The 24,631-nt window shown below is 40.4% G+C and carries 16 protein-coding genes and 1 pseudogene; 16 read left to right on the forward strand and 1 reads right to left on the reverse strand.

All coding sequences use genetic code 11. The annotated features are described in order from the left end of the window. Nucleotides 1-112 precede the first annotated feature (112 nt). Entirely contained in the window at nucleotides 113-4,450 is a 4,338-nt protein-coding gene (locus tag RWN13_RS13295; RefSeq protein ID WP_399553670.1) for a PolC-type DNA polymerase III, read from the forward strand. A 36-nt stretch (nucleotides 4,451-4,486) separates the two neighbouring features. On the opposite strand, the gene RWN13_RS13300 is transcribed toward RWN13_RS13295, so the two are convergent. Beyond that, complete coding sequence (locus RWN13_RS13300) at nucleotides 4,487-5,308, reverse strand: metallophosphoesterase (protein ID WP_314064440.1); 822 nt, start codon at nucleotides 5,306-5,308, stop codon at nucleotides 4,487-4,489. 240 nt (nucleotides 5,309-5,548) lie between these two features. On the opposite strand from RWN13_RS13300, the gene RWN13_RS13305 reads away from it, so the two are divergent. The 15 genes and pseudogenes from RWN13_RS13305 (at nucleotide 5,549) to hemW (ending at nucleotide 24,573) form a co-directional block, all read left to right on the forward strand. After that, the gene (locus RWN13_RS13305; RefSeq protein WP_314064442.1) at nucleotides 5,549-6,490 is read left to right on the forward strand and encodes an L-lactate dehydrogenase; all 942 of its coding nucleotides are present in this window, start codon (nucleotides 5,549-5,551) and stop codon (nucleotides 6,488-6,490) included. Between the two features lie 158 nt (nucleotides 6,491-6,648). Next, nucleotides 6,649-7,122, forward strand: a complete 474-nt coding sequence (rimP, locus tag RWN13_RS13310; RefSeq protein WP_314064444.1) for a ribosome maturation factor RimP — start codon at nucleotides 6,649-6,651, stop codon at nucleotides 7,120-7,122. A gap of 26 nt (nucleotides 7,123-7,148) precedes the next feature. Then, a pseudogene (nusA, locus tag RWN13_RS13315) lies at nucleotides 7,149-8,184 on the forward strand (transcription termination factor NusA); the annotation flags it as partial. Between the two features lie 258 nt (nucleotides 8,185-8,442). After that, complete coding sequence (gene rnpM, locus RWN13_RS13320) at nucleotides 8,443-8,736, forward strand: RNase P modulator RnpM (protein WP_314064447.1); 294 nt, start codon at nucleotides 8,443-8,445, stop codon at nucleotides 8,734-8,736. Then, nucleotides 8,733-9,038, forward strand: a complete 306-nt coding sequence (locus RWN13_RS13325; RefSeq protein ID WP_314064449.1) for a YlxQ-related RNA-binding protein — start codon at nucleotides 8,733-8,735, stop codon at nucleotides 9,036-9,038. Before rnpM ends, RWN13_RS13325 begins: the two co-directional genes overlap by 4 nt. Before the next feature lie 12 nt (nucleotides 9,039-9,050). After that, nucleotides 9,051-11,876, forward strand: a complete 2,826-nt coding sequence (infB, locus tag RWN13_RS13330) for a translation initiation factor IF-2 (RefSeq protein WP_314064451.1) — start codon at nucleotides 9,051-9,053, stop codon at nucleotides 11,874-11,876. Between the two features lie 68 nt (nucleotides 11,877-11,944). Then, on the forward strand, nucleotides 11,945-12,295 hold the full coding sequence (gene rbfA / locus RWN13_RS13335; protein ID WP_314064453.1) for a 30S ribosome-binding factor RbfA: 351 nt from the start codon (nucleotides 11,945-11,947) through the stop codon (nucleotides 12,293-12,295). 62 nt (nucleotides 12,296-12,357) lie between these two features. Further along, nucleotides 12,358-13,110 carry a MurR/RpiR family transcriptional regulator gene (locus RWN13_RS13340; protein WP_314064456.1) on the forward strand — a complete coding sequence of 251 codons (753 nt, stop codon included), beginning with the start codon at nucleotides 12,358-12,360 and terminating at the stop codon, nucleotides 13,108-13,110. 152 nt (nucleotides 13,111-13,262) lie between these two features. Beyond that, a complete protein-coding gene (locus RWN13_RS13345) occupies nucleotides 13,263-14,585 on the forward strand; it encodes a PTS transporter subunit EIIC (RefSeq protein WP_314064457.1) in 1,323 nt (440 codons plus the stop codon). Nucleotides 14,586-14,605: 20 nt separating this feature from the next. Then, the gene (locus RWN13_RS13350; RefSeq protein ID WP_314064460.1) at nucleotides 14,606-16,036 is read left to right on the forward strand and encodes a 6-phospho-beta-glucosidase; all 1,431 of its coding nucleotides are present in this window, start codon (nucleotides 14,606-14,608) and stop codon (nucleotides 16,034-16,036) included. 2,059 nt (nucleotides 16,037-18,095) lie between these two features. Further along, nucleotides 18,096-20,111 carry an alpha/beta fold hydrolase gene (locus RWN13_RS13355; protein WP_314064463.1) on the forward strand — a complete coding sequence of 672 codons (2,016 nt, stop codon included), beginning with the start codon at nucleotides 18,096-18,098 and terminating at the stop codon, nucleotides 20,109-20,111. Between the two features lie 221 nt (nucleotides 20,112-20,332). Continuing rightward, the gene (gene truB, locus RWN13_RS13360; protein WP_314064480.1) at nucleotides 20,333-21,241 is read left to right on the forward strand and encodes a tRNA pseudouridine(55) synthase TruB; all 909 of its coding nucleotides are present in this window, start codon (nucleotides 20,333-20,335) and stop codon (nucleotides 21,239-21,241) included. Between the two features lie 18 nt (nucleotides 21,242-21,259). Continuing rightward, on the forward strand, nucleotides 21,260-22,201 hold the full coding sequence (gene ribF, locus RWN13_RS13365; protein WP_314064466.1) for a riboflavin biosynthesis protein RibF: 942 nt from the start codon (nucleotides 21,260-21,262) through the stop codon (nucleotides 22,199-22,201). Between the two features lie 155 nt (nucleotides 22,202-22,356). After that, on the forward strand, nucleotides 22,357-23,202 hold the full coding sequence (gene msrA / locus RWN13_RS13370; RefSeq protein WP_314064468.1) for a peptide-methionine (S)-S-oxide reductase MsrA: 846 nt from the start codon (nucleotides 22,357-22,359) through the stop codon (nucleotides 23,200-23,202). A 195-nt stretch (nucleotides 23,203-23,397) separates the two neighbouring features. Next, nucleotides 23,398-24,573 carry a radical SAM family heme chaperone HemW gene (gene hemW, locus RWN13_RS13375; protein ID WP_314064471.1) on the forward strand — a complete coding sequence of 392 codons (1,176 nt, stop codon included), beginning with the start codon at nucleotides 23,398-23,400 and terminating at the stop codon, nucleotides 24,571-24,573. Nucleotides 24,574-24,631 lie beyond the last annotated feature (58 nt).

A 24,631-nucleotide genomic window follows, 5' to 3' on the forward strand; every position in this document is an offset into this window, starting at 1 on the left:
GTCTCTTTCGTTTAAATAAGCAGTTTATACTGGGCCTGCGGAAGATTAGGGTCTAGTTGATTGTTTTATGTACGGCACACAGCTTAATAAAGTTTTTCAAGGAGGTTATAGCGTGTCATTAAATCCGCAAGAATTATTTGCCAAACTAGTTGACCAGATGAATTTAGATGAAACCACTAGACATGATTCTCTGATTCGTCAGGGACAAGTTGAAAAAGTGATTGTCCATAAACAAAGTCGCGTCTGGGAATTTTATTTACGTTTTCCGGAAATTTTGCCGATTAACTTATATTCGCTACTTAGCCAAAAATTGACAATGGCATTTGAGTCCATTGCCACTATTCGCATGCACATTTTAGCGACTGACTCTACCTATACAGATGATCAGTTAAAAGATTATTGGGCCTTAGCTGTTAGTAACGCTCAGTGTAATAAAGCGATTGTCAATGGTGCTCTTAAGGATCAACTACCCTTTATAGATGAGGATCGGATTGTTATTTTGGTCGATAATGAAGGGGTTCTTGGCTACTTAAAACAGCAGTATTTGCCAGCTGTTGAATTGGCCTATCAGGAGTTTGGTTTCCCCCGCATTAGAATCGATCCCCGTGTTAATGAGCAGAAGGCGGAAGAAAACCGCAAAGCTTTTGCGGCTCGCCAACAGGAGCAGCAGGAGAAGATGATGGAAGAGGCTGCGGCCGCGATTGAAAAGAACGAGCAGCTAAAGGAAAAGAAAAAGACCGAAGCACCTGCCCTTGAAGGACCCGTTCAAATGGGTCGCCAAATTAATAACGATGAGCCAATTATGCCGATGAGCGCGATTATTGACGAAGAGCGCAGTGTGGTAATTGAAGGCTTTGTCTTTGATGTGGAAGTCCGAGATTTGAGATCAGGACGTCAAATCCTCGTCGTCAAGTTAACGGATTATACCTCTTCATTTGCTGTTAAGAAATTCTCTAATGGGGCTCAAGATGAGGCCGTCTTTGCGGCGATTAAAAAAGGTAGCTGGTTACGTGTTCGCGGCAGCGTCCAAGAAGACACCTTCATGAAAGACTTGGTTATGAATGGCCGGGATTTGATGGAGGTCAAAAAAGCCGGACGAAAAGATTTAGCTCCTGAAGGTGAAAAGCGGGTTGAATTACATCTCCATACGAATATGAGCACCATGGACGCGGTCAAAAGCGCCACTGACTTGGTGACGCAGGCGGCTAAGTGGGGCATGCCTGCAGTAGCAATTACCGATCATGCTGGTGCACAAGCTTTCCCCGATGCTCATAGTGCTGGAAAGAAGCACGGCATTAAGATTTTATATGGAATAGAAGCCAATGTGGTGGATGATGGGGTTCCGATTGCTTATAATTCCCGTCACATCGAGTTAACTGATGCGACTTATGTAGTCTTTGACGTTGAGACCACGGGATTGTCGGCTGTTTACGATACGATTATTGAGTTGGCAGCTGTTAAAATGCACAAAGGGAATGTCATCGACACCTTTGAGCAATTTATAAACCCAGGTCATCCTCTGTCACAGACGACCATTAACCTAACAGGTATTACTGACGACATGGTTCGCAATTCCAAATCGGAAGAAGAAGTGTTAAAGATGTTCCGAGAATTTTGTGAAGAAGATATATTAGTTGCTCATAATGCCAGTTTTGATATGGGGTTCTTAAATACCAGTTATGAAAAGTATGATATTCCTGAAGCGCCTAATTCGGTAATTGATACTTTGGAATTATCGCGCTTCTTGCATCCTGACTGGAAGAGTCACCGGTTGAATACGATCGCTAAAAAATATGGCGTCGGCTTGGAACAACACCATAGAGCCGTTTATGATTCAGAAACAACGGGACATTTGTGTTGGATTTTCTTGAAAAAGGCCAAAGACGAGCACAATATTCATTTCCACGATGAATTTAATGAGCATGTCGGTGAAGGGGATTCTTATAAACGGGCCCGCCCATTCCATGCAACAGTGATGGCCACGACACAAGCAGGCTTAAAGAATTTATTTAAACTAATTTCCATGTCTAATATCGATTTTTATTATCGGATTCCACGGATACCCCGTTCTCAGTTAAGCAAATTACGTGAAGGTTTGGTCATTGGATCAGCTTGTAGCGGTGGTGAGATTTTTGAAGCGATGATGCAAAAGGGAATTGAAGAAGCTAAAAAACGTGCTAAGTTCTACGATTACATCGAGATTATGCCAAAACCAGTGTATGCTCATCTACTTGAACAAGAGTTAGTTAAAAATGAGAATGATTTGGAAGACATCATCCGTAATTTGGTTAAGATTGGCGATGAACTGGATAAACCCGTTGTGGCTACAGGAAATGTTCATTACATTGATAAGACCGATGCAATCTATCGTAAAATTTTAGTTAATTCCATGGGTGGCGCCAATCCTTTAAACCGTCATTCACTGCCAGATGTCCACTTTAGAACAACCGACGAAATGCTTAATGACTTCCAGTTTCTAGGAAGTGAGTTGGCGAAAAAAGTTGTCGTGGAAAATACGAATTTGGTGGCCAGTTGGTTTGAGGAAATTACCCCAGTTAAAACCGATCTTTACACGCCTAAAATTGAAGGCGCGGAGCAGGAAATCACAGACTTGAGTTATAACGAAGCAAAACGTCTCTATGGCGATCCTTTACCGGAGATTGTTGAGAAACGATTGAAAAAAGAGCTGGACAGTATTATTGGGAATGGCTTCTCAGTTATTTATTTGATTTCACAAAAGCTCGTTCATAAGAGTTTGGAAAATGGTTATTTGGTTGGGTCTCGGGGATCGGTTGGTTCAAGTTTTGTGGCGACGATGACAGGGATTACCGAGGTGAACCCCTTGGCTCCTCATTACCGCTGTCCTAAATGTCAGTATACAGAATTTTTCGAAGATGGGTCGATTGGTTCTGGTTTTGATTTACCAGAAAAACAATGCCCTACCTGCGATGTGCGTCTTTTCAAAGACGGTCATGACATTCCATTTGAAACCTTTTTGGGTTTCCACGGAGATAAAGTTCCCGATATCGATTTAAACTTTTCCGGTGATTATCAGGCGAAAGCCCACGAGTACACTAAAGATTTGTTTGGTGATGAATATGTATATAAAGCTGGAACGATAGGTACCGTGGCTGATAAGACGGCTTACGGCTTTGTTAAAGGCTATGAGCGGGACAATAACATGAACTTGCGTAATGCGGAAATAGATCGTTTGGCTAAGGGCTCCACTGGTGTCAAACGGACGACAGGTCAGCATCCAGGGGGGATTATTGTTATTCCCGATTACATGGATGTCTATGATTTCACACCGATTCAATATCCAGCAGATGATCAAAATGCTGATTGGAAAACGACTCACTTTGACTTTCACTCGATTCATGATAACGTTCTGAAACTTGATATTCTGGGACATGATGATCCAACGGTTATTAGAATGCTACAGGATTTATCAGGGATTGATCCTAAAACGATCCCAACGGATGATCCAGAAGTGATGCGGATTTTCTCAGGCCCACAAGTACTAGGTGTTGAGCCTGATCAGATTTATTCGAAAACAGGATCTCTGGGCATTCCTGAATTTGGGACTAAATTTGTGCGGGGCATGTTGGAGCAGACTCACCCAACGACATTTGCTGAGTTGCTGCAAATTTCCGGTCTCTCTCATGGGACAGACGTGTGGTTAGGAAATGCAGAAGAGCTGATTCGCCAAGGGAAACAAACCTTGGCTCAAGTTATCGGTTGTCGTGATGATATTATGGTTTATTTAATTCACAACGGCTTGGAAGATGGCTTAGCTTTTAAAATAATGGAAAGCGTCCGTAAAGGAAAAGGGATTCCTGATGACTGGCAAGTGGATATGCGAGCCGCGGGCATTCAAGAGTGGTACATTGATTCATGTTTGAAAATCAAGTACATGTTCCCGAAAGCCCATGCAGCTGCCTATGTGTTGATGGCTTTACGAGTCGCTTACTTTAAAGTCTATTATCCGATTCTCTACTACGCTGCTTATTTTTCTGTCCGGGCAGATGACTTTGATTTGGTTGCCATGTCCCAAGGGAAAGAAGCGGTTAAGGCACGGATGAAAGAAATCACTGATAAAGGGTTAGAAGCTTCAACCAAAGAAAAAAATCTCTTAACAGTCTTAGAGCTGTGTAACGAGATGATTGAGCGTGGCTATAACTTTAGTATGATTGATTTATATAAATCCGATGCAGAAAATTTTGTAATTGACGGGAATACGTTGATTGCGCCATTTAGAGCTGTTCCCAGCTTAGGTGGTAACGCGGCGAAACAGATTATGATTGCAAGGGAAGAACAAGAATTCTTATCAAAAGAAGATTTGGCCAATCGGGGGAAAGTGTCCAAGACACTTATCGAGTATATGACCGAAAATGGTGTTTTGGAAGGTTTACCAGATGAAAACCAATTATCATTGTTTGATATGTTATAAAACAAAGAGGTGCCTGTCCCAGGCACCTCCTTGTTTTTATTTTTTTAGAGTTATGCTAATCAGATGGGGCTTGTTATTGATTCTAAATGGAAAGGTACTATTTGCAAGGCCGCGGCTGACGAAAAGTGTGGTGTCAGGTTTTTCAGCAAGTTGGTAAGGACCGTTTGTGTATTTAGGGAAAAATCCTTGATTAGGTGATAAGAGACCGTCGATAAAGGGGAGCCTGATTTGTCCACCATGAGCATGCCCAGAAAAAATCCCTTTGATAGGATAGATAAAAAAATGTTCAAGATATAAACTGAAATTTTCAGGATGATGGGCCAAGATAAAGGCTGGGTATTCTGAGTTAATTTTAGCTTTTTCTTCAAAAGGTAGATCAGTGATGCCATTTTTTAAGCCAATCAGTGAAATGGGCTGGCCTTTTAGATTGACGGATATGACTTGGTTTTCCAGTAAAGTAGCCTGTGAGTCTAACATTAATTTCCGCCACTCTTCATATTGTCCGCTAGTCGTCTCATGATTTCCTTCAATGACGTAAGTAGGGGCAATTTTGGCTAGTTCATTAATGACCGCTTGTATGCCTGATAGAGTCACATCTTCTGTCCGGTCGATGGTGTCACCAGTAACGAAAATGAGATCTGGTTTTTCTTTAGTTGCAGCGGCCAATAATTTTTTATGAGGGACCCGTAGACGCCCAAAATGGATGTCAGATACGTGTAAAATTCGCGCATGATTAAGAGTGTCAGGGAGAGCATCAATGGTCAAGCTTTCTTTTGTGACCTCGAGTTGGCGATTGGTCCAATAACCTAATAGACAAAACAATAAAATTAAACAGATAGTCAATAACATAATTTTCATACAACGTTCCTTCTTTCAGTCGGTGAAAAACTATTATAGCGAGTAATCGGTAAATTACCAATTCTTTTGTTGCTAATTTATATGATTATTAAGAAATTAGGCTGACTTGTTTATGAGTTTAATTAGCTAAAATACATGAAGAACAAGGGCTGACTTAAATATTTATTCAAAAAGAAGAGGTAATAGTGTATGATTAATGAATAAAGCGAAAGACTATGCAAAATGATAGGAGTGTTTTAGTTGAATACAAGGAAAATTGGTATTATAGGTGCAGGACATGTTGGCTCTCATGTTGGTTTTGCTTTGGCGACTCAAGGGGAAGTGGATGAATTGATCTTGATAGATTGTGATCAGAAAAAAGCTACAGCCCAGGCCTTGGATATATCCGATGCGGTCAGTTATTTGCCTCATCACGTTACGTCCTATGGGGGAGAGTATCAAGATTTACTAGGAGCCGATTGTGTCGTCATTTGTGTGGGACCACCTTCTGGACCTAGTGAAGACCGTCTGGACGAGTTAGAAGAGTTGGTTAGTGTTTTAGACGACGTACTGCCAAAGTTACAGGAGAGTGGCTTTGATGGCTTTATTATTAACATATCTAATCCGGCAGATGTTATTACAACGTATATTCAATCTTATTTGGAGTATCCAAAAGAAAAAATCTTAAGCACGGGCTGCGTACTGGATTCGGCACGTCTTCAAAGTCAGCTATCCAAGCTTTTGGAGGTTAACCGTCAATCAATTCAAGCTTGTTGTTTGGGGGAGCATGGCTTCTCCGCAATGATTCCTTGGTCCCATGTCACTATTAGCGGTCAACCTTTAGAGGCTTATTTAAGTGCTCAAGACTTGGCGGCACTCAATTATGAGCAGGTATTACAGGAGACAAAAGACGGTGGTTATCAAGTTTTGTTAGGGAAGGGCTCTACAGAATTTGGCATCGCCACTGCCTTGGTTGAGGTGATTAAAAGTATTTTTCACGATGAACGTAAAGTACTGCCAGTTTCTGTTTATTTAGATGGGCAATTTGGGCAAGAAGGTATTTTTGCCTCAGTGCCAGCTGTTATTGGGAAAAACGGTGTGGAACGATTAGTGGAATGGCAATTATCAACAGGAGAACAAGTGGATTTTGAGCAATCTTGTGAGATAATTCGCGGAAATTTTGCGAAAATTCACACATTTTAAGTGAAAAGCTAGAAAAAAGTTGTTGGAATCATACTTTGGTTGAGTTTTCAGAAAAAACATGATATAATATTCAAAGATTGATACTTGATGAGAGAGTGAGCGCACAACGCTCACTCTTTTTGATGGAGAAACAGATTCCCGTGAAGGAGGCGAATGGATTGAGTAGTGTAGTGGAAACTGTTACGAAGGTTGTCACGCCAATCTTAGAAGAGCAAAACTTAGAGTTAGTAGATCTAGAATTCGTGAAGGAAGGTAAAAACTGGTTTCTACGTGTCTTTATTGACAAACCGAATGGCATTGATATCGAAGAATGTGCGTTAGTTAGTGAAAAGTTAAGTGATGCGATGGATGAGATGAATCCTGATCCGATCCCACAAGCTTACTTCTTAGAAGTCTCTTCTCCTGGAGCTGAACGACCATTAAAGAAAGAAGCAGATTATGAAAATGCTGTTGGTGAATACATTCATATCTCCTTGTATACGATGGTTGAAAAGGAAAAACAATTCAACGGCACGCTAAAAGAATTAACAGCTGACGAATTGACCTTAACAGTTAAAATTAAGACAAGAGTAAAAGACATCACATTCGAACGGAAAAATATTGCCAAAGCAAGATTAGCAATTCAGTTCTAGATAAAGACAAACGGAGGCATAGTAAAATGAGTAAAGAAATGTTGAATGCCCTAGAAGCATTGGAAGTAGAAAAAGGCATTTCGAAAGAAATCGTCATCGACGCATTAGAAGCAGCATTAGTGTCTGCTTATAAACGTCACTACGGACAAGCTCAAAACGTGGAAGTTGAATTTGATCACAAAAAAGGCAATATTCATGTTTACGCAGTTAAAGAAGTGACAGAGGAAGTCATGGACTCCCAACTTGAAGTTAGCCTGAAAGAAGCGCTAGTTCTAAATGGTGCTTATGAATTAGGTGATAAGATCCGCTTTGAAGTAACCCCGAAAGATTTTGGTCGAATCGCGGCTCAAACGGCGAAGCAAGTAATTTTGCAACGTGTCCGTGAAGCTGAAAGAACGATCATTTACAATGAATTTAGCGCTTATGAAAATGACATTATGCAAGGAATTGTGGAACGTCAGGATAACCGCTACATCTATGTGAATTTAGGGAAGATAGAAGCAGTTCTCTCTCGCCAAGATCAAATTCCTAATGAAGTTTACCAACCTCATGATCGAATTAAAGTCTATGTATCAAAAGTAGAAAACACTTCGAAGGGGCCTCAGGTTTTCGTTAGCCGTAGTCATCCTGATTTACTAAAACGGTTATTTGAACAAGAAATTCCAGAAGTTTACGATGGCATTGTTGAGATTGTTAGCATTGCCCGTGAAGCTGGCGACCGTGCAAAAGTAGCAGTCCGCTCTCGTGATGAGAACGTTGATCCTGTCGGCACTTGTGTCGGCCCCCGTGGTCAGCGTGTGCAAGCAATTGTTAACGAACTAAAAGGGGAAAATATGGATATTGTGGAATGGAGCGAAGATCCAGCGATCTTTATCGCCAATGCCTTAAATCCAGCTCAAGTCGTTGACGTGTTTTTTGTAGAAAATGAAAAATCATGTACGGTTGTGGTACCTGATTATCAATTATCACTGGCAATTGGAAAACGAGGACAAAATGCTCGTTTAGCTGCAAAATTAACAAATTACAAAATTGATATTAAATCTGAATCAGATATGGAAGCGATTCGTAGCCAAATGCCTGAAGAAGAGATACTATCAGAAGAAGTAATCGATGAAGTGATTGCCGACGATTATATCGCCGACGATTACGTAGTTGATGGATACGATGAAGACTTAGTTTTAGATGGTGATAACATTACAGAAGCAATCGAAGAAGAACGTGAGTATGAGGAAGAGGTTGATGCTGACCTCTATGAATCTGCTGATCAGGTTGCGGAAGATATCGCCAACGAAGACGACTAATTCCTAGGAGGCAATAGAGATGAAACAGCGAAAAATTCCTTTAAGAAAATGTGTGGTTTCAGGTGAAATGAAACCAAAAAAAGAAATGATCCGTGTTGTTCGCTCGAAAGAAGGGGACGTGGCAATTGATCCATCCGGTAAGCTGCCAGGTCGCGGAGCGTATGTTTCTATTGAGCCAGCAGTGGTGCAAAAAGCTTGGGATAAACAAATCTTGAATCGAGTTCTGGACGCCACATTGACTGATCAGTTCTATCAGGAACTGTTAGACTACGTGACTCATCAAAAAGCCAGACAGGAATTGTTGGGTAAATGATGAATCGACAGAAAGCTCTTAATTTATTAGGTATGGCAATGCGTGCCGGCAAACTTATTTCTGGTGAAGAATTGACGATTGCCGACATTCGTGCCCAAAAAGTTAACGTTGTTTTTGTAGCAACAGATGCCAGCGAAAACACGATTAAAAAGATTCAAGATAAAAGTTCTTTTTATCATGTGCCGTGTATCACCGAGTTTAATCAGGCTGAACTTAGCCATGCAATTGGTCGAAGTCGAATGATTGTCGGAGTACGTGATAAAGGATTTGCGAAGAAATTGCAAGAATTATTATCAAGTTAGGAAGGTGATTGCATGGGTAACAAAAGAATTTATGAATTAGCCAAGGAAATCGATCAACCAAGCAAGGCGGTAATTGATCAAGCACATTCTCTTGGCATTGACGTAAAAAATCACATGGGCTCTATTAGTGCTGATCAAGAAACCAAACTACGTGGTGCATTCGGAGGTCAGCCAAAGACAAGCTCTCAGCCAGCGCAGTCCAACAAGCCAGCCCAAAATAAATACGTGGCAGCAAAGCCGAGTCAAAACGCAAATCAGCGTCCGCAGACAACTGGCAACAAGCCACAAACACAACAACAAAATCTAGATAAAAGAAAAGGAAGTACGACATCGCAGCAGTCAGGCGGTACAGAAAACAAAACTAAAAATATGACAAATAAACCTACAAATGGAAATACGCAAACAAACCAAAGTGGCGCAAATCGTCCGCAGAATACATCAACACAACGTCCACAAGGGCAATCTCAAGGCAATCGCCCACAAGGCAGCCAAGGCAACCGTCCTCAGGGGCAAGCACAAGGCAATCGTCCACAAGGCAGCCAAGGCAACCGTCCTCAGGGACAAGCACAAGGTAATCGTCCACAAGGACAAAGCCAAGGTAATCGTCCTCAGGGACAAAGCCAAGGCAACCGTCCTCAGGGGCAAGCACAAGGCAATCGTCCACAAGGACAAAGCCAAGGCAATCGTCCACAAGGACAAAGCCAAGGTAATCGTCCACAAGGACAAAGCCAAGGTAATCGTCCACAAGGACAAAGCCAAGGCAATCGTCCACAAGGACAAAGCCAAGGCAATCGTCCACAAGGACAAAGCCAAGGCAATCGTCCACAAGGACAAAGCCAAGGTAACCGTCCACAAGGACAAAGTCAAGCACCTGCTCAAGGAACCACGGCAGCAACCACTAATCGTGGCGGTGCAGGACAAGGCGGCAACCAAAATCGCAGTAACAGTAACTACCGTGGTAACCAACAAGGTGGCTACAATAATCAAAACCGTAACAGATTTAATAAGCGTGGTAAAAAAGGCAAACGTTACCCAGAGTCAACGAAGCCACCAGTACCACCACGTAAGTTCAAAGAGCTACCAGAAGTCTTAGTTTATTCTGAAGGCATGAACGTAGCAGATATTTCCAAAAAAATCTTCCGTGAACCAGCGGAAATTATTAAAAAATTATTTATGATGGGTGTCATGGTTAACCAAAACCAAGCCCTTGATAAAGATACGATTGAATTATTAGCTGCCGATTATGGTATTGGGGCTGAAGAGAAAATTCAACTTGACGTTGCTGACATTGATAAATTCTTTGAAGAAGAAGCAATTGTTGAGGAAAACTTAGTCACACGACCACCAGTTGTTACCATCATGGGGCACGTCGACCATGGTAAAACAACTTTATTGGATACCTTAAGAAACACGAAAGTATCATTAGGGGAAGCCGGTGGGATTACTCAACATATCGGTGCGTACCAAATCGAAGCCGGTGGCAAAACCATTACTTTCTTGGATACGCCAGGACATGCGGCCTTCACAAGTATGCGTGCTCGTGGTGCCAGTATTACTGACGTGACGATTTTAGTTGTCGCAGCAGATGATGGTGTGATGCCACAAACAATTGAAGCAATCAATCATGCGAAAGCGGCAGATGTGCCAATAATTGTAGCTGTAAACAAAATCGATAAGCCAGGAGCTAATCCAGATCACGTGATGCAACAATTAAGTGAACAAGGGTTGATTCCGGAAGACTGGGGTGGCGATACTATTTTCGTGCCAATCTCAGCTAAATTTGGTCAAAATATCGATGATTTATTAGAAATGATTGTTTTAGTCTCTGAAGTTCAAGAGCTTAAAGCTGATCCAACTCAAAATGCTATCGGTAGCGTGATCGAAGCCCGTCTAGACAAAGCTAAAGGACCTGTAGCAACGCTACTTGTCCAACAAGGAACACTCCGTGTTGGCGATCCAATCGTTGTAGGGAATACCTTTGGCCGTGTTCGTGTGATGACCAATGATATTGGTCGTCGTGATAAAGAAGCCGGTCCAGCAACGCCAGTTGAAATTACTGGGTTAAATGATGTGCCACAAGCTGGTGATCGTTTTGTTGTCTTGGAAGATGAGAAAACAGCTCGTGCAGCCGGTGAAGAACGTGCTAAACGTGCCTTGTTAGAACGTCGTGCATCAGGTAACCGTGTCACATTGGATAACTTATTCGAAAGTCTGAAAGAAGGCGAATTGAAAGAAGTTAACGTCATTATTAAAGCCGATGTACAAGGGTCAGCTGAAGCTTTGGCTGCCAGCTTGCAAAAAATTGAAGTTGAAGGCGTCCGCGTTAAAATCGTTCATTCAGCAGTGGGTGCCATTAACGAAAGTGATATTACACTAGCCGCAGCAAGTAATGCGATTGTGATTGGATTTAACGTTCGTCCGACAGTCCAAGCGAAGCAACAAGCTGATATGGAAGAAGTGGACATCCGTCTGCACCGTATTATCTACAACGCGATTGATGAGATTGAAACAGCGATGAAAGGGATGTTAGATCCTGAATTCGAAGAGAAAATCACAGGTCAAATGATGATTCGTGAAACATATGCTGTTTCTAAAGTTGGGACGATTGCCGGTTGTTATGTCACTGAAGGGTCAATTAAACGCGATAGCGGCATTCGTCTGATTCGTGATAACATCGTGATTCATGAAGGCAAGCTTTCAAGCTTGAAACGCTTTAAAGATGATGCTAAAGAAGTTAAGATGGGATTTGAATGTGGTGCAACTATCGAAAATTACAATGATATTAAAGTCGATGATGTGATCGAAGGCTTTGAAATGGTTGAAATTAAGCGTAAATAATCGTGAAGCCACTGTTTGGTGACTAAACTGGACTGTTCATTGGAACAAATAGAAAGTGAGGAAATATCATGGCAAAATTTCGTGACCGTCGAGTGGCACAAGAAGTGCAACGGGAAGTGAATGATATTCTCCAAAAACGCGTTCGTGATCCCCGTGTTCAAGACATTACTATCACAGATGTTCGTGTGACAGGTGATTTACAGCAAGCGACGATTTATTATAGTACCTTGTCTGAAAAAGCATCTGATGTTGCGAAAGCGCAAGCTGGATTGGAGAAAGCAACTGGACTAATTCGCAGTGAATTAGGTCAGAGACTTCAAATTTACAAAACACCAGAATTAATTTTTGAGCGTGATCCATCTGTCGCTTATGGCAGTCATATTGACGAATTAATTCGCAATCTAAATAAAAAAGATTAAACAAAAGAGGAAATGACCAATGGTTGTTTCCTCTTTTTGTGCTGTGATATAATGGAAGAAAAGTGAAAGGGGGGCTTCTAATATTTAAAGGGAAAGATTTTAGTGAGTTGTCAGATGTGGAAAGAGCCATCTACCAGTTTATTTTGACTAACGATGATAAAGTCGCATTTATGCGTGTTAGAGATATTGCTGAAGGGTCACATACATCGCCAACATCAGTTATGCGTTTTATACGGAAATGCGGTTACGAGTCTTTTCCGGAGTTTAAGCTGGCGATTAAGCAAGTAGGAGCGCGACAACCTCTTGGATCAACGGATTTAGATGATTATTTTGATAGTTTAAATCGCAAAAATTTTAAAAATGATTTAGAGTTAAAAGTTGATTATTGTGCGGACTTGATTATGGCATCTGGCACCACTATTTTTATGGGCATCGGTGCTTCTGGCGCCATTGGCAGTTATGCCAGCCGTAAACTAGCTAATTTGGGGTTTAACTCATTTTCCTTAACCGATCGGACCTATCCTTTTAAAACAAGGCTTAATCCAGATAAACACAACGTAATAGTTATTTTAAGCGTCTCTGGCCAGACAGTCGAGATGTTGGACGTGGTGAATCAGATGAGGTCTGAAGATCATACGAAGGTAATTGTGATTACTAGTGATTCAGCTAGTCCTTTAGCCCAAAAAGCGGATTGTTATGTGGATTATATCAGTCACAGCGATCGGTCTCATGTCTATCATGATTTATCCAGTCAACTTCCTTGTGTGTTCATTCTAGAATTAATTATCAATCGGGTTAGACTGAAACAAGACTGACGGTACAGTATGTACCGTCGTGGTGCTTGTTTCTTTTTTGTGGAATACTTACCATTTTTCTGTCTATATGTTTATTTAGTCTGGGATAAAGCTATACTAAAGTAGCGGCAACACGTATATGAAAAAGACTGAAACGTATAAGGAGATTAGAGATGGATAAGTTTAATGGATTTATGGAAAGAACATTGGTACCAGTTGCAACAAAATTGAACAATCAGCGGCATGTGGCGGCGGTTCGAGATGCCTTTATGTTTATATTTCCTTTAACAATGGCCTCATCAATTGTGATATTATTGAATAATTTAATTTTTTCGAAAGAAGGCTTTCTAGCCAAAATTCTTTTTTTGCCGAAAATTTTCCCGAATTTGGAATCAGCTCAAAAAGTACTGGCCTCAGCGGCTAATGGTACGATTAATATCATGTCCATATTTATTGCGTTTCTGGTGGCAAGTTTATTAGCCAAGCATTTTAAAGCAGATGATATGCTAGCTGGATTAACAAGTATTGCGTGTTTTGTTATTTTGTATCCGGCACCTTTTGGGTTGGACAATGGCACGACTGTTATGGAGACCACATATTTAGGGGCTCAAGGTTTATTTGTAGCTATGTTAGTCGGTTGCTTAATTGGCGAATTTTTGCCGAAATTGTTTAAGAATGAGCGACTTAAAATCAACATGCCGGAAATGGTACCGCCAGCAGTTTCTCGTTCATTTTCAGGTTTGATACCGATTGTGATGATGATTATGTTTGCTTCAATTTTAAGTTATGTCATCTCGCTATTTGCACCAAATGGTATCAATGAGGTGATTTACAGTACAATTCAAACTCCTTTGCGCAATATCGGTGGTAATTTATTTGGCGTCTTAGTAATTGCGTTCACTCAGAATTTATTGTGGGCAATTGGGATTCACGGCCCAAATACATTAAATGCAGTTCGGGCGGCGATTTTCACAGAGCCTGATATGGCAAACTTAGCTCATATTAATAAAACAGGAAATTTGAGCGATATTCCTTATCCCGAAACTTGGAGTATGCTAAACGATGCCTTTGCTAATATGGGAGGAAGTGGAATGACTCTGGGGCTGATTATTGCCATCTTTATTGCCTCAAGACGTCCTGAGTATAAAGAGATAGCTAAAATGTCATTTATTCCAGGACTTTTTAATATCAATGAGCCATTAATCTTTGGCTTACCAATTGTGTTAAATCCAATACTAGTGGTGCCCTTTGTATTAACGCCAATGATTAATATTATGGTTGGCTACTTGGTGACGATTGTCTTCAAGATTATTCCTTCACCGGCCATCGGTGTTCCTTGGACGACTCCTGGTCCGCTGATTCCCTTTCTCGGGACTGGTGGTAATTTCTTAGCCCTAATCATTGGTTTTGTTTGCTTAGGTATTTCTATTTTGATTTATTTACCATTTGTAATAGCGGCCAATAAAGCAGCTGAAAAAGACATGCAAGTCCAATAATAAAGAGAGAAGGTAAAAATATGTTTAAATCTGATTTTTTATGGGGCGGCGCCGTTGCTGCTCATCAAATTGAAGGCGGTTGGGATCAAGGGGGCAAAGGGGTCAGCATTGCTGATGTGATGACAGCGGGTGCCAATGGGGTCGCTAGAGAAATCACAGCCGGGGTGATTCCAGGCAAAAATTATCCGAACCATGAAGCCATCGACTTTTATCACCGTTACCCAGAAGATATTGCTCTTTTAGCTGAAATGGGCCTCAAGGCTTTTAGAACTTCGATTGCTTGGAGTCGAATTTTTCCTATGGGAGACGAGGCGGAACCTAATGAAGCGGGTTTGCAGTTTTACGATGACCTATTTGATGAATTGTTAAAATATGGAATAGAACCAATTATCACCTTGTCTCATTTTGAAATGCCTTATCATTTGCATGAAGCTTATGGTGGCTTTAAAAATCGAAAAGTCATTGATTTTTTTGTTAAGTATGCCGAAGTTGTGATGACTCGTTATCAGAAAAAAGTAACGTATTGGATGACCTTTAATGAGATTAATAATCAGGCCGGTGGCCACGAGGCGCTGCATAACTGGACTAATTCAGGTGTGATAGTGGCTGAAGGCGAAAATGCTGAAGAAATCATTTATCAGGCTTCACTTTATGAATTAATTGCCAGTGCCAAAGTAGTGGCACTAGGACATAAGATCGACCCTGATTTACAAATAGGCTGTATGATGGCGTATGTACCTGTTTACCCATACTCCTGTAACCCGATGGATATGATGGCTTCAGTTAAGGGCATGAATTTACGTTATTTTTATAATGATGTTCATGCCAGAGGTGAAATACCTGCTTATACATTAAATGAATGGCAGCGTAAAGGTTATCAGATTGAGTATACAGCTGATGATTTAGCAGCCTTAAAAGCTGGTACAGTGGATTATATTGGTTTTAGCTACTATATGTCTGGAACGGTGACAGGGAACCCAGAGATTGAAGGACACTCGATTGGTGAAGGACTTAAGATAACTAAGAATGATTACATAGCAGCTAGTGACTGGGGGTGGCCGATCGATCCTATTGGTTTACGTTATGTCTTAAATGTCTTAGAGCAGCGCTACAATTTGCCAATGATGATTGTTGAGAACGGTTTTGGGGCATACGATACGGTTGAGGCTGATGGTAGTGTTAATGATGATTATCGAATTAATTATTTAGCGGAGCATATTAAACAGATGGCCCTAGCAATCAATGAGGACGGTGTCAATTTAATTGGTTACACCCCTTGGGGGATCATCGATATTGTTAGTTTTGGGACCGGTGAGATGGAAAAGAGATACGGCTTTATCTATGTGGATAAGGATAATCAAGGGAAGGGGACTTTAGCTAGAAGTAAAAAGAAATCCTTTGATTGGTATCAGGAAGTCATTGCCACAAATGGTAAGTGTTTAAGTGATTAGTAACAATACGAGAGGCTATCGCAAAATTAAGCGCTAATTTTGCGATAGCCTCTTTTCAAGGTCACTCAGTTCTTACTAGCCCTAAAAGAACACGGTGGGGTTGTTATGAAAAAAATTATCATTGGGAGCCTGTGTCCGTAATCGGTTGACAATCGAAAAGAGTTAAATATCAATGGGGTAGTCTGAAATCGTTGATATTAAAGATTTCTGACGCTGTTAAAAAACAAGTGACCCTAAAACCCGCTCTGTCAACTGAGGGACGACAGGGCTGTTTTGGCGCTTAAAAAAGTGTGATTTTATTGTCTGGTTGGTTGTTTCAAAGCACTTAACAGAATCCTTTCGCTAGTTTCTAGTGGTAATTTGAGGATGGTGTTATGGTATAAAATTGAGAATGGTGCTCCTGTCCGGCATCAGTTGACAATCGAAAAGAGTTAAATATCAAAGGGGTAGTCTGAAATCGTTGATATTAAAGATTTATGACGCTGTTAAAAAACAAGTGACCCTAAAACTCGCTCTGTCAACTGAGGGACGACAGGGTTGTTTTGGCGCTTAAAAAAGTGTGATTTTATTGTCTGGTTGGTTGTTTCAAAGCACTTAACAAAATCCTTTCGCTAGTTTCTAGTGGTAATTTGAAAATGGTGTTATGTCATAAAATTGAGAATGGTGCTCATGTCAGACATCAGTTGACATTTGGCAGTTCATCATTTAAATGAAGGACGTATTTTGATCCCTGTTATACGGGGCTTTTTCATATATCTAAGGGCGATATTGAGTGAATGGACCGATGTCAACTGAGTGATGACAGTCGATTTTGACACTTGTTAAAATAGTTATTTATGAACTTGCAGCAGTCTAGGTGAATTAAGTGAGTCTTAAAAGGCCTTTCTGATTTTATCTAGCGGTAATTTGAAGATGGTGTTATGTCATAAAATTGAGAATGGTGCTCATGTCCGACATCAGTTGACAATTGGCAGTTCATCATTTAAATGAAGGACATGTTTTGATCCCTGTTATACGGGGCTTTTTCATATATCTAAGGGCGATATTGAGTGAATGGACCGATGTCAACTGAGTGATGACAGTCGATTTTGACACTTGTTAAAATAGTTATTTATGAACTTGCAACAGTCTAGGTGAATTAAGTGAGTCTTAAAAGGCCTTTCTGATTTTATCGAGTGGTAATTTAAAGATGGTGTTATGTCATAAAATTGAGAATGGTGCTCATGTCCGTAATCAGTTGACATTTAGTCCTGTGTTATTTAAGTAAAGACCTCTCTGCAAATGTTGATATATCGGTTTTTTTTATGCTTTAACTCGCATTATGAAGGAGCAAGTCTCATGTCAACTGAGTTGTGACAAGCTGTTTGATGAGACATAAAACACGTTATTAATAATAAGTGAGTAGTAGCTAAAGACATTAGACTACTAGTGCTATGCTAAATCAAACTTAGCGAATGAAACATCCTATTAACTTTCCTCACTTATGGAAATAGTAAAAGGGAGTAAGGACTCCTCATAGGTTTATTTTTACATACTTTTTGTTTTTTGTAAAAAGGCATTATTCATGCCTTTTTCTCATGATTTTGAGTTCGTTTTTAACAAAGAATTAAGCTAAATGCTTTTGTTTAATGAGGTTGCGTTGGTATTCTTTGTGAAGAGAGGCGGGAGAAGATTCAAAAAAGCATGAATAACGCGGTTTGCTCTTTTTAGTAGCCATTTTGTCGGTTTAAATCAGATTCGTTTTAGTTTGATAAGCCGGATTTGAAAAATACAGGGATGTCGCAAAAATAGAAATCTAATTTTGCAACAGCCTCTTTTCGTTTATGTCGTTGATTAGATAAATCATAAATAAGTGAATCAATTTAGTTTTTACAATAAAATAATAAGCTATTTAGTTTGTCATGACTTTTCTGAGTGAGGAAGAGATCCGCAGTGATAAACTAAAAGCATTTGTTATTTTAATGTTCATTTAGAGGTTATTTAATTAATTAATCCTTTACTTATGCATACTTATTGAATAGAATTGACTTGTACGTATTTTATAAAGGGGGATTTAAATGTGAGATTCATTAAAAGAATGGCTGTGTGTTTAAGTAGTTTGATTATTTCTGGAAGTGTTTTGCCGAATGTGGCAAAGGCTTCAGAAGCAGATATTCACATTGTGACTACTGAGCAGAGTGCCAGTAGAAGTTTGAAAGAGATAACAGGAAATAATGAGGTTTACCGTGGGAAAACACCTCAAGAAAGAAGTCAACTACCAGCTGATGAACGAGCCTTAGTCGAAGCACTGGAAGATTATATCAAGTCTCAGGTAAATTTGAATTCTCGTTCAATAACAGAACTTTTATTGAATAGGTTGCTTGTGGATTTTGCTTTTGATTTTGGTTTTAATCGGGATAATCAAGTTTTTGCAACATTGGCCTCTGCTGGTTCAGCTGGTGGTGAAGATATCTTTGGCCCCTATGTGGAATGGTTTGACAAGTTGGGAAATAAAGAACTGCGAACCATGACGGTTTACGATAAACCAACGAAAAAAAATGTCTCTGTTAATTCGTACTACATTGATAATGGTTCGGAGACGACGATTGCTATCCATCACGGTTACCGCGGCGATTATGTCAGCATGTTGCCTCAGGTTCAGTTTTTTAGTGAACTAGGATACAACATTATTCTAGTCGATGCTCGAGGTCACGGCAGCAGTGAAGGTAAGTTTATTACCTTTGGCATGAATGAAAGTCAGGATTTGAATACTTGGGTAGCAAAAGAGGTCGAAGGAAAACCTGAGCAAAACGTATATTTGTATGGGGTTTCCATGGGAGCTGCTACGGTGATGATGTCTCAGGAAAAACCTCAGCCAAATGTTAAGGCGGTGATTGAAGATTGCGGTTATTCCTCCGTCGAACAACAATTCCGTGACATGCTACGGATGATTAGTAAGGCTACTCAGTATATACCTATTTTGAATCAAATCAATTGGTATGCCAAAGAAGACACGTTATTAAATTTATTGAATGATCAACATTTAAAACCCAAACTTGAAATGGATTTATTTGCTGTATCACCTCTGGAAAGCACCAAAGTGTCAGGGGTTCCTGCCTTGTACATCCACGGAGAATCAGACACCTTTATTCCACCAGTCGCCAAGGATTTATTGTATACGGCGGCCATTGGTTATAAAGAACAATTGGGGATACCTGGGGCTGAGCATGGGATATCATTTTTTGTTGATAATTCCAAGTACAAAGCAAAGGTTATTGCTTTTATGGAAACTGTTGAAAATCTGAAAACCAAAGGGCCTATTGTGGCAAGCGATCTCAACTTATTGGAAAACAATGACTTTACTGGTAAGGAAGGCGGATTTGAAAGTTGGTTAACGGCTTTAAATAGTCAATCCTTAAGCAATCGTCAGCTTCCTCAAAACAATTACGGCGAGTTTGTTCTGGAGAAAAAATGGTTAAAGGATTATGCGACATTCGTCAAGTACGGTGAGGGTGTCCGTTTTTACAATCGTGGTTATAGTGGGACAGGTTATATCGGCCAAGAAGTATCTGTCGTTGCGGGTCAAACCTACGAATTAAGCGTAACAGCTAAAAATACATCAGCCACATTGTTTGCTTATCCGAATGTTGTGTTGAGCGCAGGTGACAAGGTAGCCACTATTCCTCTAAAAAATCGCAGTCAAATGACACCAAAGATTAACTTCAAGGCTACGACAGATCAGTCATTAGCTATTAAGGTCGGAAGCAATGTCGGCAATAGCTCTTTATTAGGTTTAGCCACTACCCACACACAAGTGGCTAATTTGAAAGTGGTGAATGCCGATCGGACACCACCAGAAGCCTTGAGTAATATTAGCACCTCTCAGAGTGGGAGCCAGGTAACTATTTCTGGTCGTGGCGAAGCAAACACTACGGTTATTCTACTAAATGACCAACAAATAATCATCGGTCAAGTGACAACCGATGGAAACGGAGCATTCCAGTTGACGGCCTCTCTTCAAAAGGGCCAGTTTCACTTAATGAATCAGGATGTAAAAGGGAACTGTAGTCAGTCTACTTTAATCGTCGTTCAGTAGATACAGATAAAACCTATTGCCGATTAGGGTGATAGGTTTTTTGAAGATTAAAAGATTAGATAGTCAAGGATTCCGAGGGGTTAGTTCTCGTGAGATAAGGTTATGAAAGCGTGCTAGGAAACAAATCAAGAGTTGACCCAGTCTTTTTGAGTGAATACACAGAAAAGATGTTAGAAATATGCTATAATGTACAGGTTATCTTATGAATGAGAGGTAAGGAAATGGACGGTATTTTACCATTATGGAAAGAGCGAGGAATGACCAGTCATGACTGTGTCTTTAAGTTGCGAAAAATTTTACATACAAAAAAAGTGGGTCATGGCGGTACGTTAGATCCTGATGTTGACGGAGTCTTGCCGATTTGTATTGGCAAAGGAACAAAAATAATTGAATATTTGCAAGATAGTGGCAAAACCTATATCGGTGAGATTACCTTGGGATTTTCTACCACAACTGAGGATGCCAGCGGCGAGGTGGTGGCTCAAACAGTGATTGAGACCATGCCATTGTCAGTAGAAATTGATGAGGTAATGGCAGAAATGGTTGGGACGATCACTCAAATTCCTCCTATGTATTCCGCTGTTAAAGTCAATGGCAAACGGCTTTATGAATACGCCCGAGAAGGATTGGAAGTGGAGCGACCACAACGGCAGGCAGAGATCCATTACTTTAAGCGGACCTCTGAACCAGTAGCTAAGGAAGGGACCATTTCATGGCGATTTGAAGTCGGTTGTGGCAAAGGCACCTATGTCAGAACCTTAGCAGTAGACACTGGTGCGAAGCTAGGATATGAAGCTCATATGTCTGATTTAACCCGAGTCGGTAGCGGTGGTTTTATAGCCAAGGAGTGTTTTACTCTGCAAGATGTGACAGATTTGATGGAAAAAGAGGATCAGTCTTTTCTGTTGCCAATCGAACGAGCGGTAACCATGTTTGAGCGTTTAGACATTAGCGATGAGCAATATCGGGTAGTCCGAAATGGTGGTTTTTTGGTGATAGATGAGTTAGCATTAGCTGACGCATCGGGAATGATTGCCTTATTTCATCAAGAACGTTTAATCAGTATTTATGCGCAACATCCTACCAAACAAGCATTTTTAAAACCAGTCAAAGTGTTACGAAACGACTAGAGAAAAGGAAGTTTACCGATGAAAGTAATTGAAATACATCACCCATATAAATTAGAGCAAATTCCTGATGAAGACGTCGTTTTAGTCTTAGGTTTTTTTGATGGCGTCCATTGTGGCCATCAAGAAGTGATTCGTAGGGGAAAAGCTGAAGCTGAGAAACGAGGCCTAAAATTAGCCGTGATGACCTTTAATCAACACCCATCTATTGTCTTTCAAAAAATTCAGCCTGAGACGATGAAATATTTGACGACGATTGAACAGAAGGGACGACGAATGGCTGATTTAGGTGTTGATTATCTCTATATAGTGGAGTTTACTTCGGCATTTGCTAGCTTAGCTCCACAAGATTTTGTCGATCAGTATATCGTAAACCTTCACGGAAAAGTAGCGGTTGCTGGATTTGACTATACCTATGGACCTCGAGATGTTGCGACTATGGCAAACTTGCCAAACTACACAAAGAATCGCGTGGAAATTATTACAGTACCAAAACAAACAACCAACGATAAAAAAATCAGCTCCAGTGAGATACGCGAGTTAATGGCAGCAGGCGAGATGGAGGAGGTAACCAACTATTTAGGATACGTCTATGAAATAGAAGGGACGGTAGTTCATGGCGATGCGCGTGGCCGGACCCTAGGTTTTCCAACAGCTAACATCAAAGTGCCATCCAGTGTCCGTTTGCCTCGCAAAGGTGTATACGCAGTTAAGATTAAGGTAGCGAAAACTTGGTATTTAGGAATGGCTCAAATTGGTCGCAATATTACCTTTGAACCAGGTCGTGACGTGACAGTAGAAGTTAATATTTTGGATTTTAACAAAGATATCTATGGTGAGCAAGTAGCTGTCGAGTGGCATCATTATTTACGTGATGAAGTGAAATTTAACGGGGTTGAAGGTTTGATTGCTCAACTCAAACAAGATCAACAAGATACGGAAGATTATTTTAAAAATAGCTGAATTGGAGAGGACCTTTTTTTGATAGAAGGTTCTTTTTTTTGATTCCGAACCATTAAGCCAGTTACTAGCTTAATGGTTAGGAATGTGGTAAGTTTTAATTGGATTTTTAATCGCGGCTTGTTCTAAGGTGTTGCCAAACAGAAGGTGGGGGAAACATGCAATTAAATCGAGATGAAATTTTGAGAGACCTCTACAACCTACTATTAAATAAGGGCACAAGAGAATGGGAAAGAAATCAGTTAAACAAGGCTAAAGACGCCTTGGAAAAAGGGACCAAGTTTGAAGACCAACTGGAACTACTTGAAGTGGCCTTTCGTCCTCTGGCGAGCCGAAATAACTTAACACCAGACGTGGCTGATTTTTATTTAAAGATTAAAGCTGACCCAACTGGAGACTGGCAATATGATTTCAGCCAACATGTAATCACTGATTTTAATGAAGTAGCAGTATTTGCTGGGGGCTGTTTTTGGTGTATGGTGGAGCCTTTTGAGACTAGGTCAGGAATTATTTCCGTCTTATCAGGTTATACAGGTGGAGGAATTGATTCGCCAACCTATGATCAAGTGAGTGGGGGGGATACGAATCATGTGGAAGCGGTGGAGATTATTTTTGATCCACGTATCATTAGTTATGCTGAATTACTGACCCTTTACTGGCAATTGATAGATCCGACCGATGCTTTTGGCCAATTTCAGGATCGAGGCAGTCAATATCGCCCCATTATTTTTGTTCAAACAGACGAACAAAGAGCAGCCGCTGAAAAGTCTAAGAAAGAACTCAGTGAATCTGGCCGTTACTTACAACCGATTGTGACTGAAATCAAACAGGCAACAATTTTTTGGGCAGCTGAAAATTATCATCAGCAATTTTATCAGAAGCAAAAAAAGCGTTATAAGCACATTAAACAGGCCCGTCAGCAACTTCTGATCTATCAACATGTCAAAGAAGGACTTCGCTTAAAGCTAAGCCGACATCGAGAGAAGCATAAGTTAGATGATTAGCTACTGAGTTAGGTATTGAGAACCGCTTATGTTAAAATACAAAAGAACAGAGAGCTGCTTCCTAAGTAAATTGCTTCTTAAAGTGAGGCATGTAAGTTAACCTATCATGAGATAACTTGCAATAAAGGGATCAGATATTAGCTCAGGTTTTCATAAAAGAGAGATGGTTTAATATGTTGAAAGGAACATTAATAGATGATAAATGATAACCAAAGCAGTAACAGAATTGGCGCTTATATCCATATCCCATTTTGCGAGCATATTTGCTTTTACTGCGATTTTAATAAAGTCTTTATTCAAGGGCAACCTGTAGACGATTATATTCAAGCCTTAATCAAAGAAATCAAATTAACGAAAGAGCAATACCCTTCAGACGATACGCCAACTATATATATTGGCGGGGGAACGCCAACGTCTTTGTCTGCTAAACAGTTGGATGTTTTATTAGGTGGGATTCGTCAGGAGTTACCCTTTAATCCCAAAAATGAATTTACAGTAGAAGCTAATCCTGGCGATTTGACTCTCGATAAGTTGGCCGTACTTAAAAGTCATGGGGTTAACCGTCTATCGATGGGGGTTCAATCTTTCGATGATCGCTTATTAAAGAAAATCGGTCGAAAGCATTCCGCTCAGGATGTATTTGAAACCATGAAATTAGTGGAACAGGCTGGTATGGACAATGTGAGTATTGATTTGATTTACGCCTTGCCGGGGCAAAGTATTGAGAGTTTCCAAGATACATTGGAAAAGGCCTTGGCTCTGGATTTGCCTCACTATTCCATGTATTCACTGATTTTGGAAAACAAGACGATGTTTTATAATTGGGCACGTCAAGGTCGCTTGAATTTACCGACAGAAGATACAGAAGGAGACATGTTTGATTTGGCGGCAGCCTTTATGGAACGAGCTGGTCGGATGAAATATGAGGTCAGCAATTTTGCGATTCCAGGAAAAGAAAGCCAGCACAATCTGATCTACTGGAACAACGAGCACTATTACGGTTTTGGTGCAGGGGCCAGTGGTTATTTAGGTGAGTCACGTTACCGAAATCATGGGCCAATCTTACATTACTTGAATCCCTTAAAAGAAAATAAACTGCCAACGATTGAGATAGAAGCCTTAAGTTTGGTGAATCAGATGGAGGAAGAAATGTTTCTTGGGTTACGAAAAATAGAAGGGGTATCCTATGATAAATTTAAGACGAAATTCCAACGAGAACTGACAAGTGTCTATGGTCCGGTGATTGAACAGTTGATTCAAGAGAAGATGTTGGAAAAAGTCGATGGCTTTATTCGGTTAAGCGAAAAAGGCTTAATTTTAGGGAATGAAGTCTTTCAACAATTTTTAATCGAAAAGAAGCGGCCTGATTGATGTCGAGGCTGCTGAAAAAGTTAAATAATCAAGGTTGTATAAAACGATTTTTGTTTTA

Origin of the sequence: uncultured Vagococcus sp. (assembly GCF_963518325.1) — a bacterium.
Lineage (GTDB): Bacteria > Bacillota > Bacilli > Lactobacillales > Vagococcaceae > Vagococcus_D.

What these genes read in the sequence shown, in the direction of transcription:
- truB (WP_314064480.1), top strand. Translation starts at nt 20,333, where the DNA reads ATGGACGGTATTTTACCATTATGGAAAGAGCGAGGAATGACCAGTCAT.
- hemW (WP_314064471.1), top strand. Translation starts at nt 23,398, where the DNA reads ATGATAAATGATAACCAAAGCAGTAACAGAATTGGCGCTTATATCCAT.
- msrA (WP_314064468.1), top strand. Translation starts at nt 22,357, where the DNA reads ATGCAATTAAATCGAGATGAAATTTTGAGAGACCTCTACAACCTACTA.
- rnpM (WP_314064447.1), top strand. Translation starts at nt 8,443, where the DNA reads ATGAAACAGCGAAAAATTCCTTTAAGAAAATGTGTGGTTTCAGGTGAA.
- RWN13_RS13350 (WP_314064460.1), top strand. Translation starts at nt 14,606, where the DNA reads ATGTTTAAATCTGATTTTTTATGGGGCGGCGCCGTTGCTGCTCATCAA.
- RWN13_RS13300 (WP_314064440.1), bottom strand. Translation starts at nt 5,308, where the DNA reads ATGAAAATTATGTTATTGACTATCTGTTTAATTTTATTGTTTTGTCTA.
- RWN13_RS13345 (WP_314064457.1), top strand. Translation starts at nt 13,263, where the DNA reads ATGGATAAGTTTAATGGATTTATGGAAAGAACATTGGTACCAGTTGCA.
- ribF (WP_314064466.1), top strand. Translation starts at nt 21,260, where the DNA reads ATGAAAGTAATTGAAATACATCACCCATATAAATTAGAGCAAATTCCT.
- RWN13_RS13325 (WP_314064449.1), top strand. Translation starts at nt 8,733, where the DNA reads ATGATGAATCGACAGAAAGCTCTTAATTTATTAGGTATGGCAATGCGT.
- infB (WP_314064451.1), top strand. Translation starts at nt 9,051, where the DNA reads ATGGGTAACAAAAGAATTTATGAATTAGCCAAGGAAATCGATCAACCA.
- rbfA (WP_314064453.1), top strand. Translation starts at nt 11,945, where the DNA reads ATGGCAAAATTTCGTGACCGTCGAGTGGCACAAGAAGTGCAACGGGAA.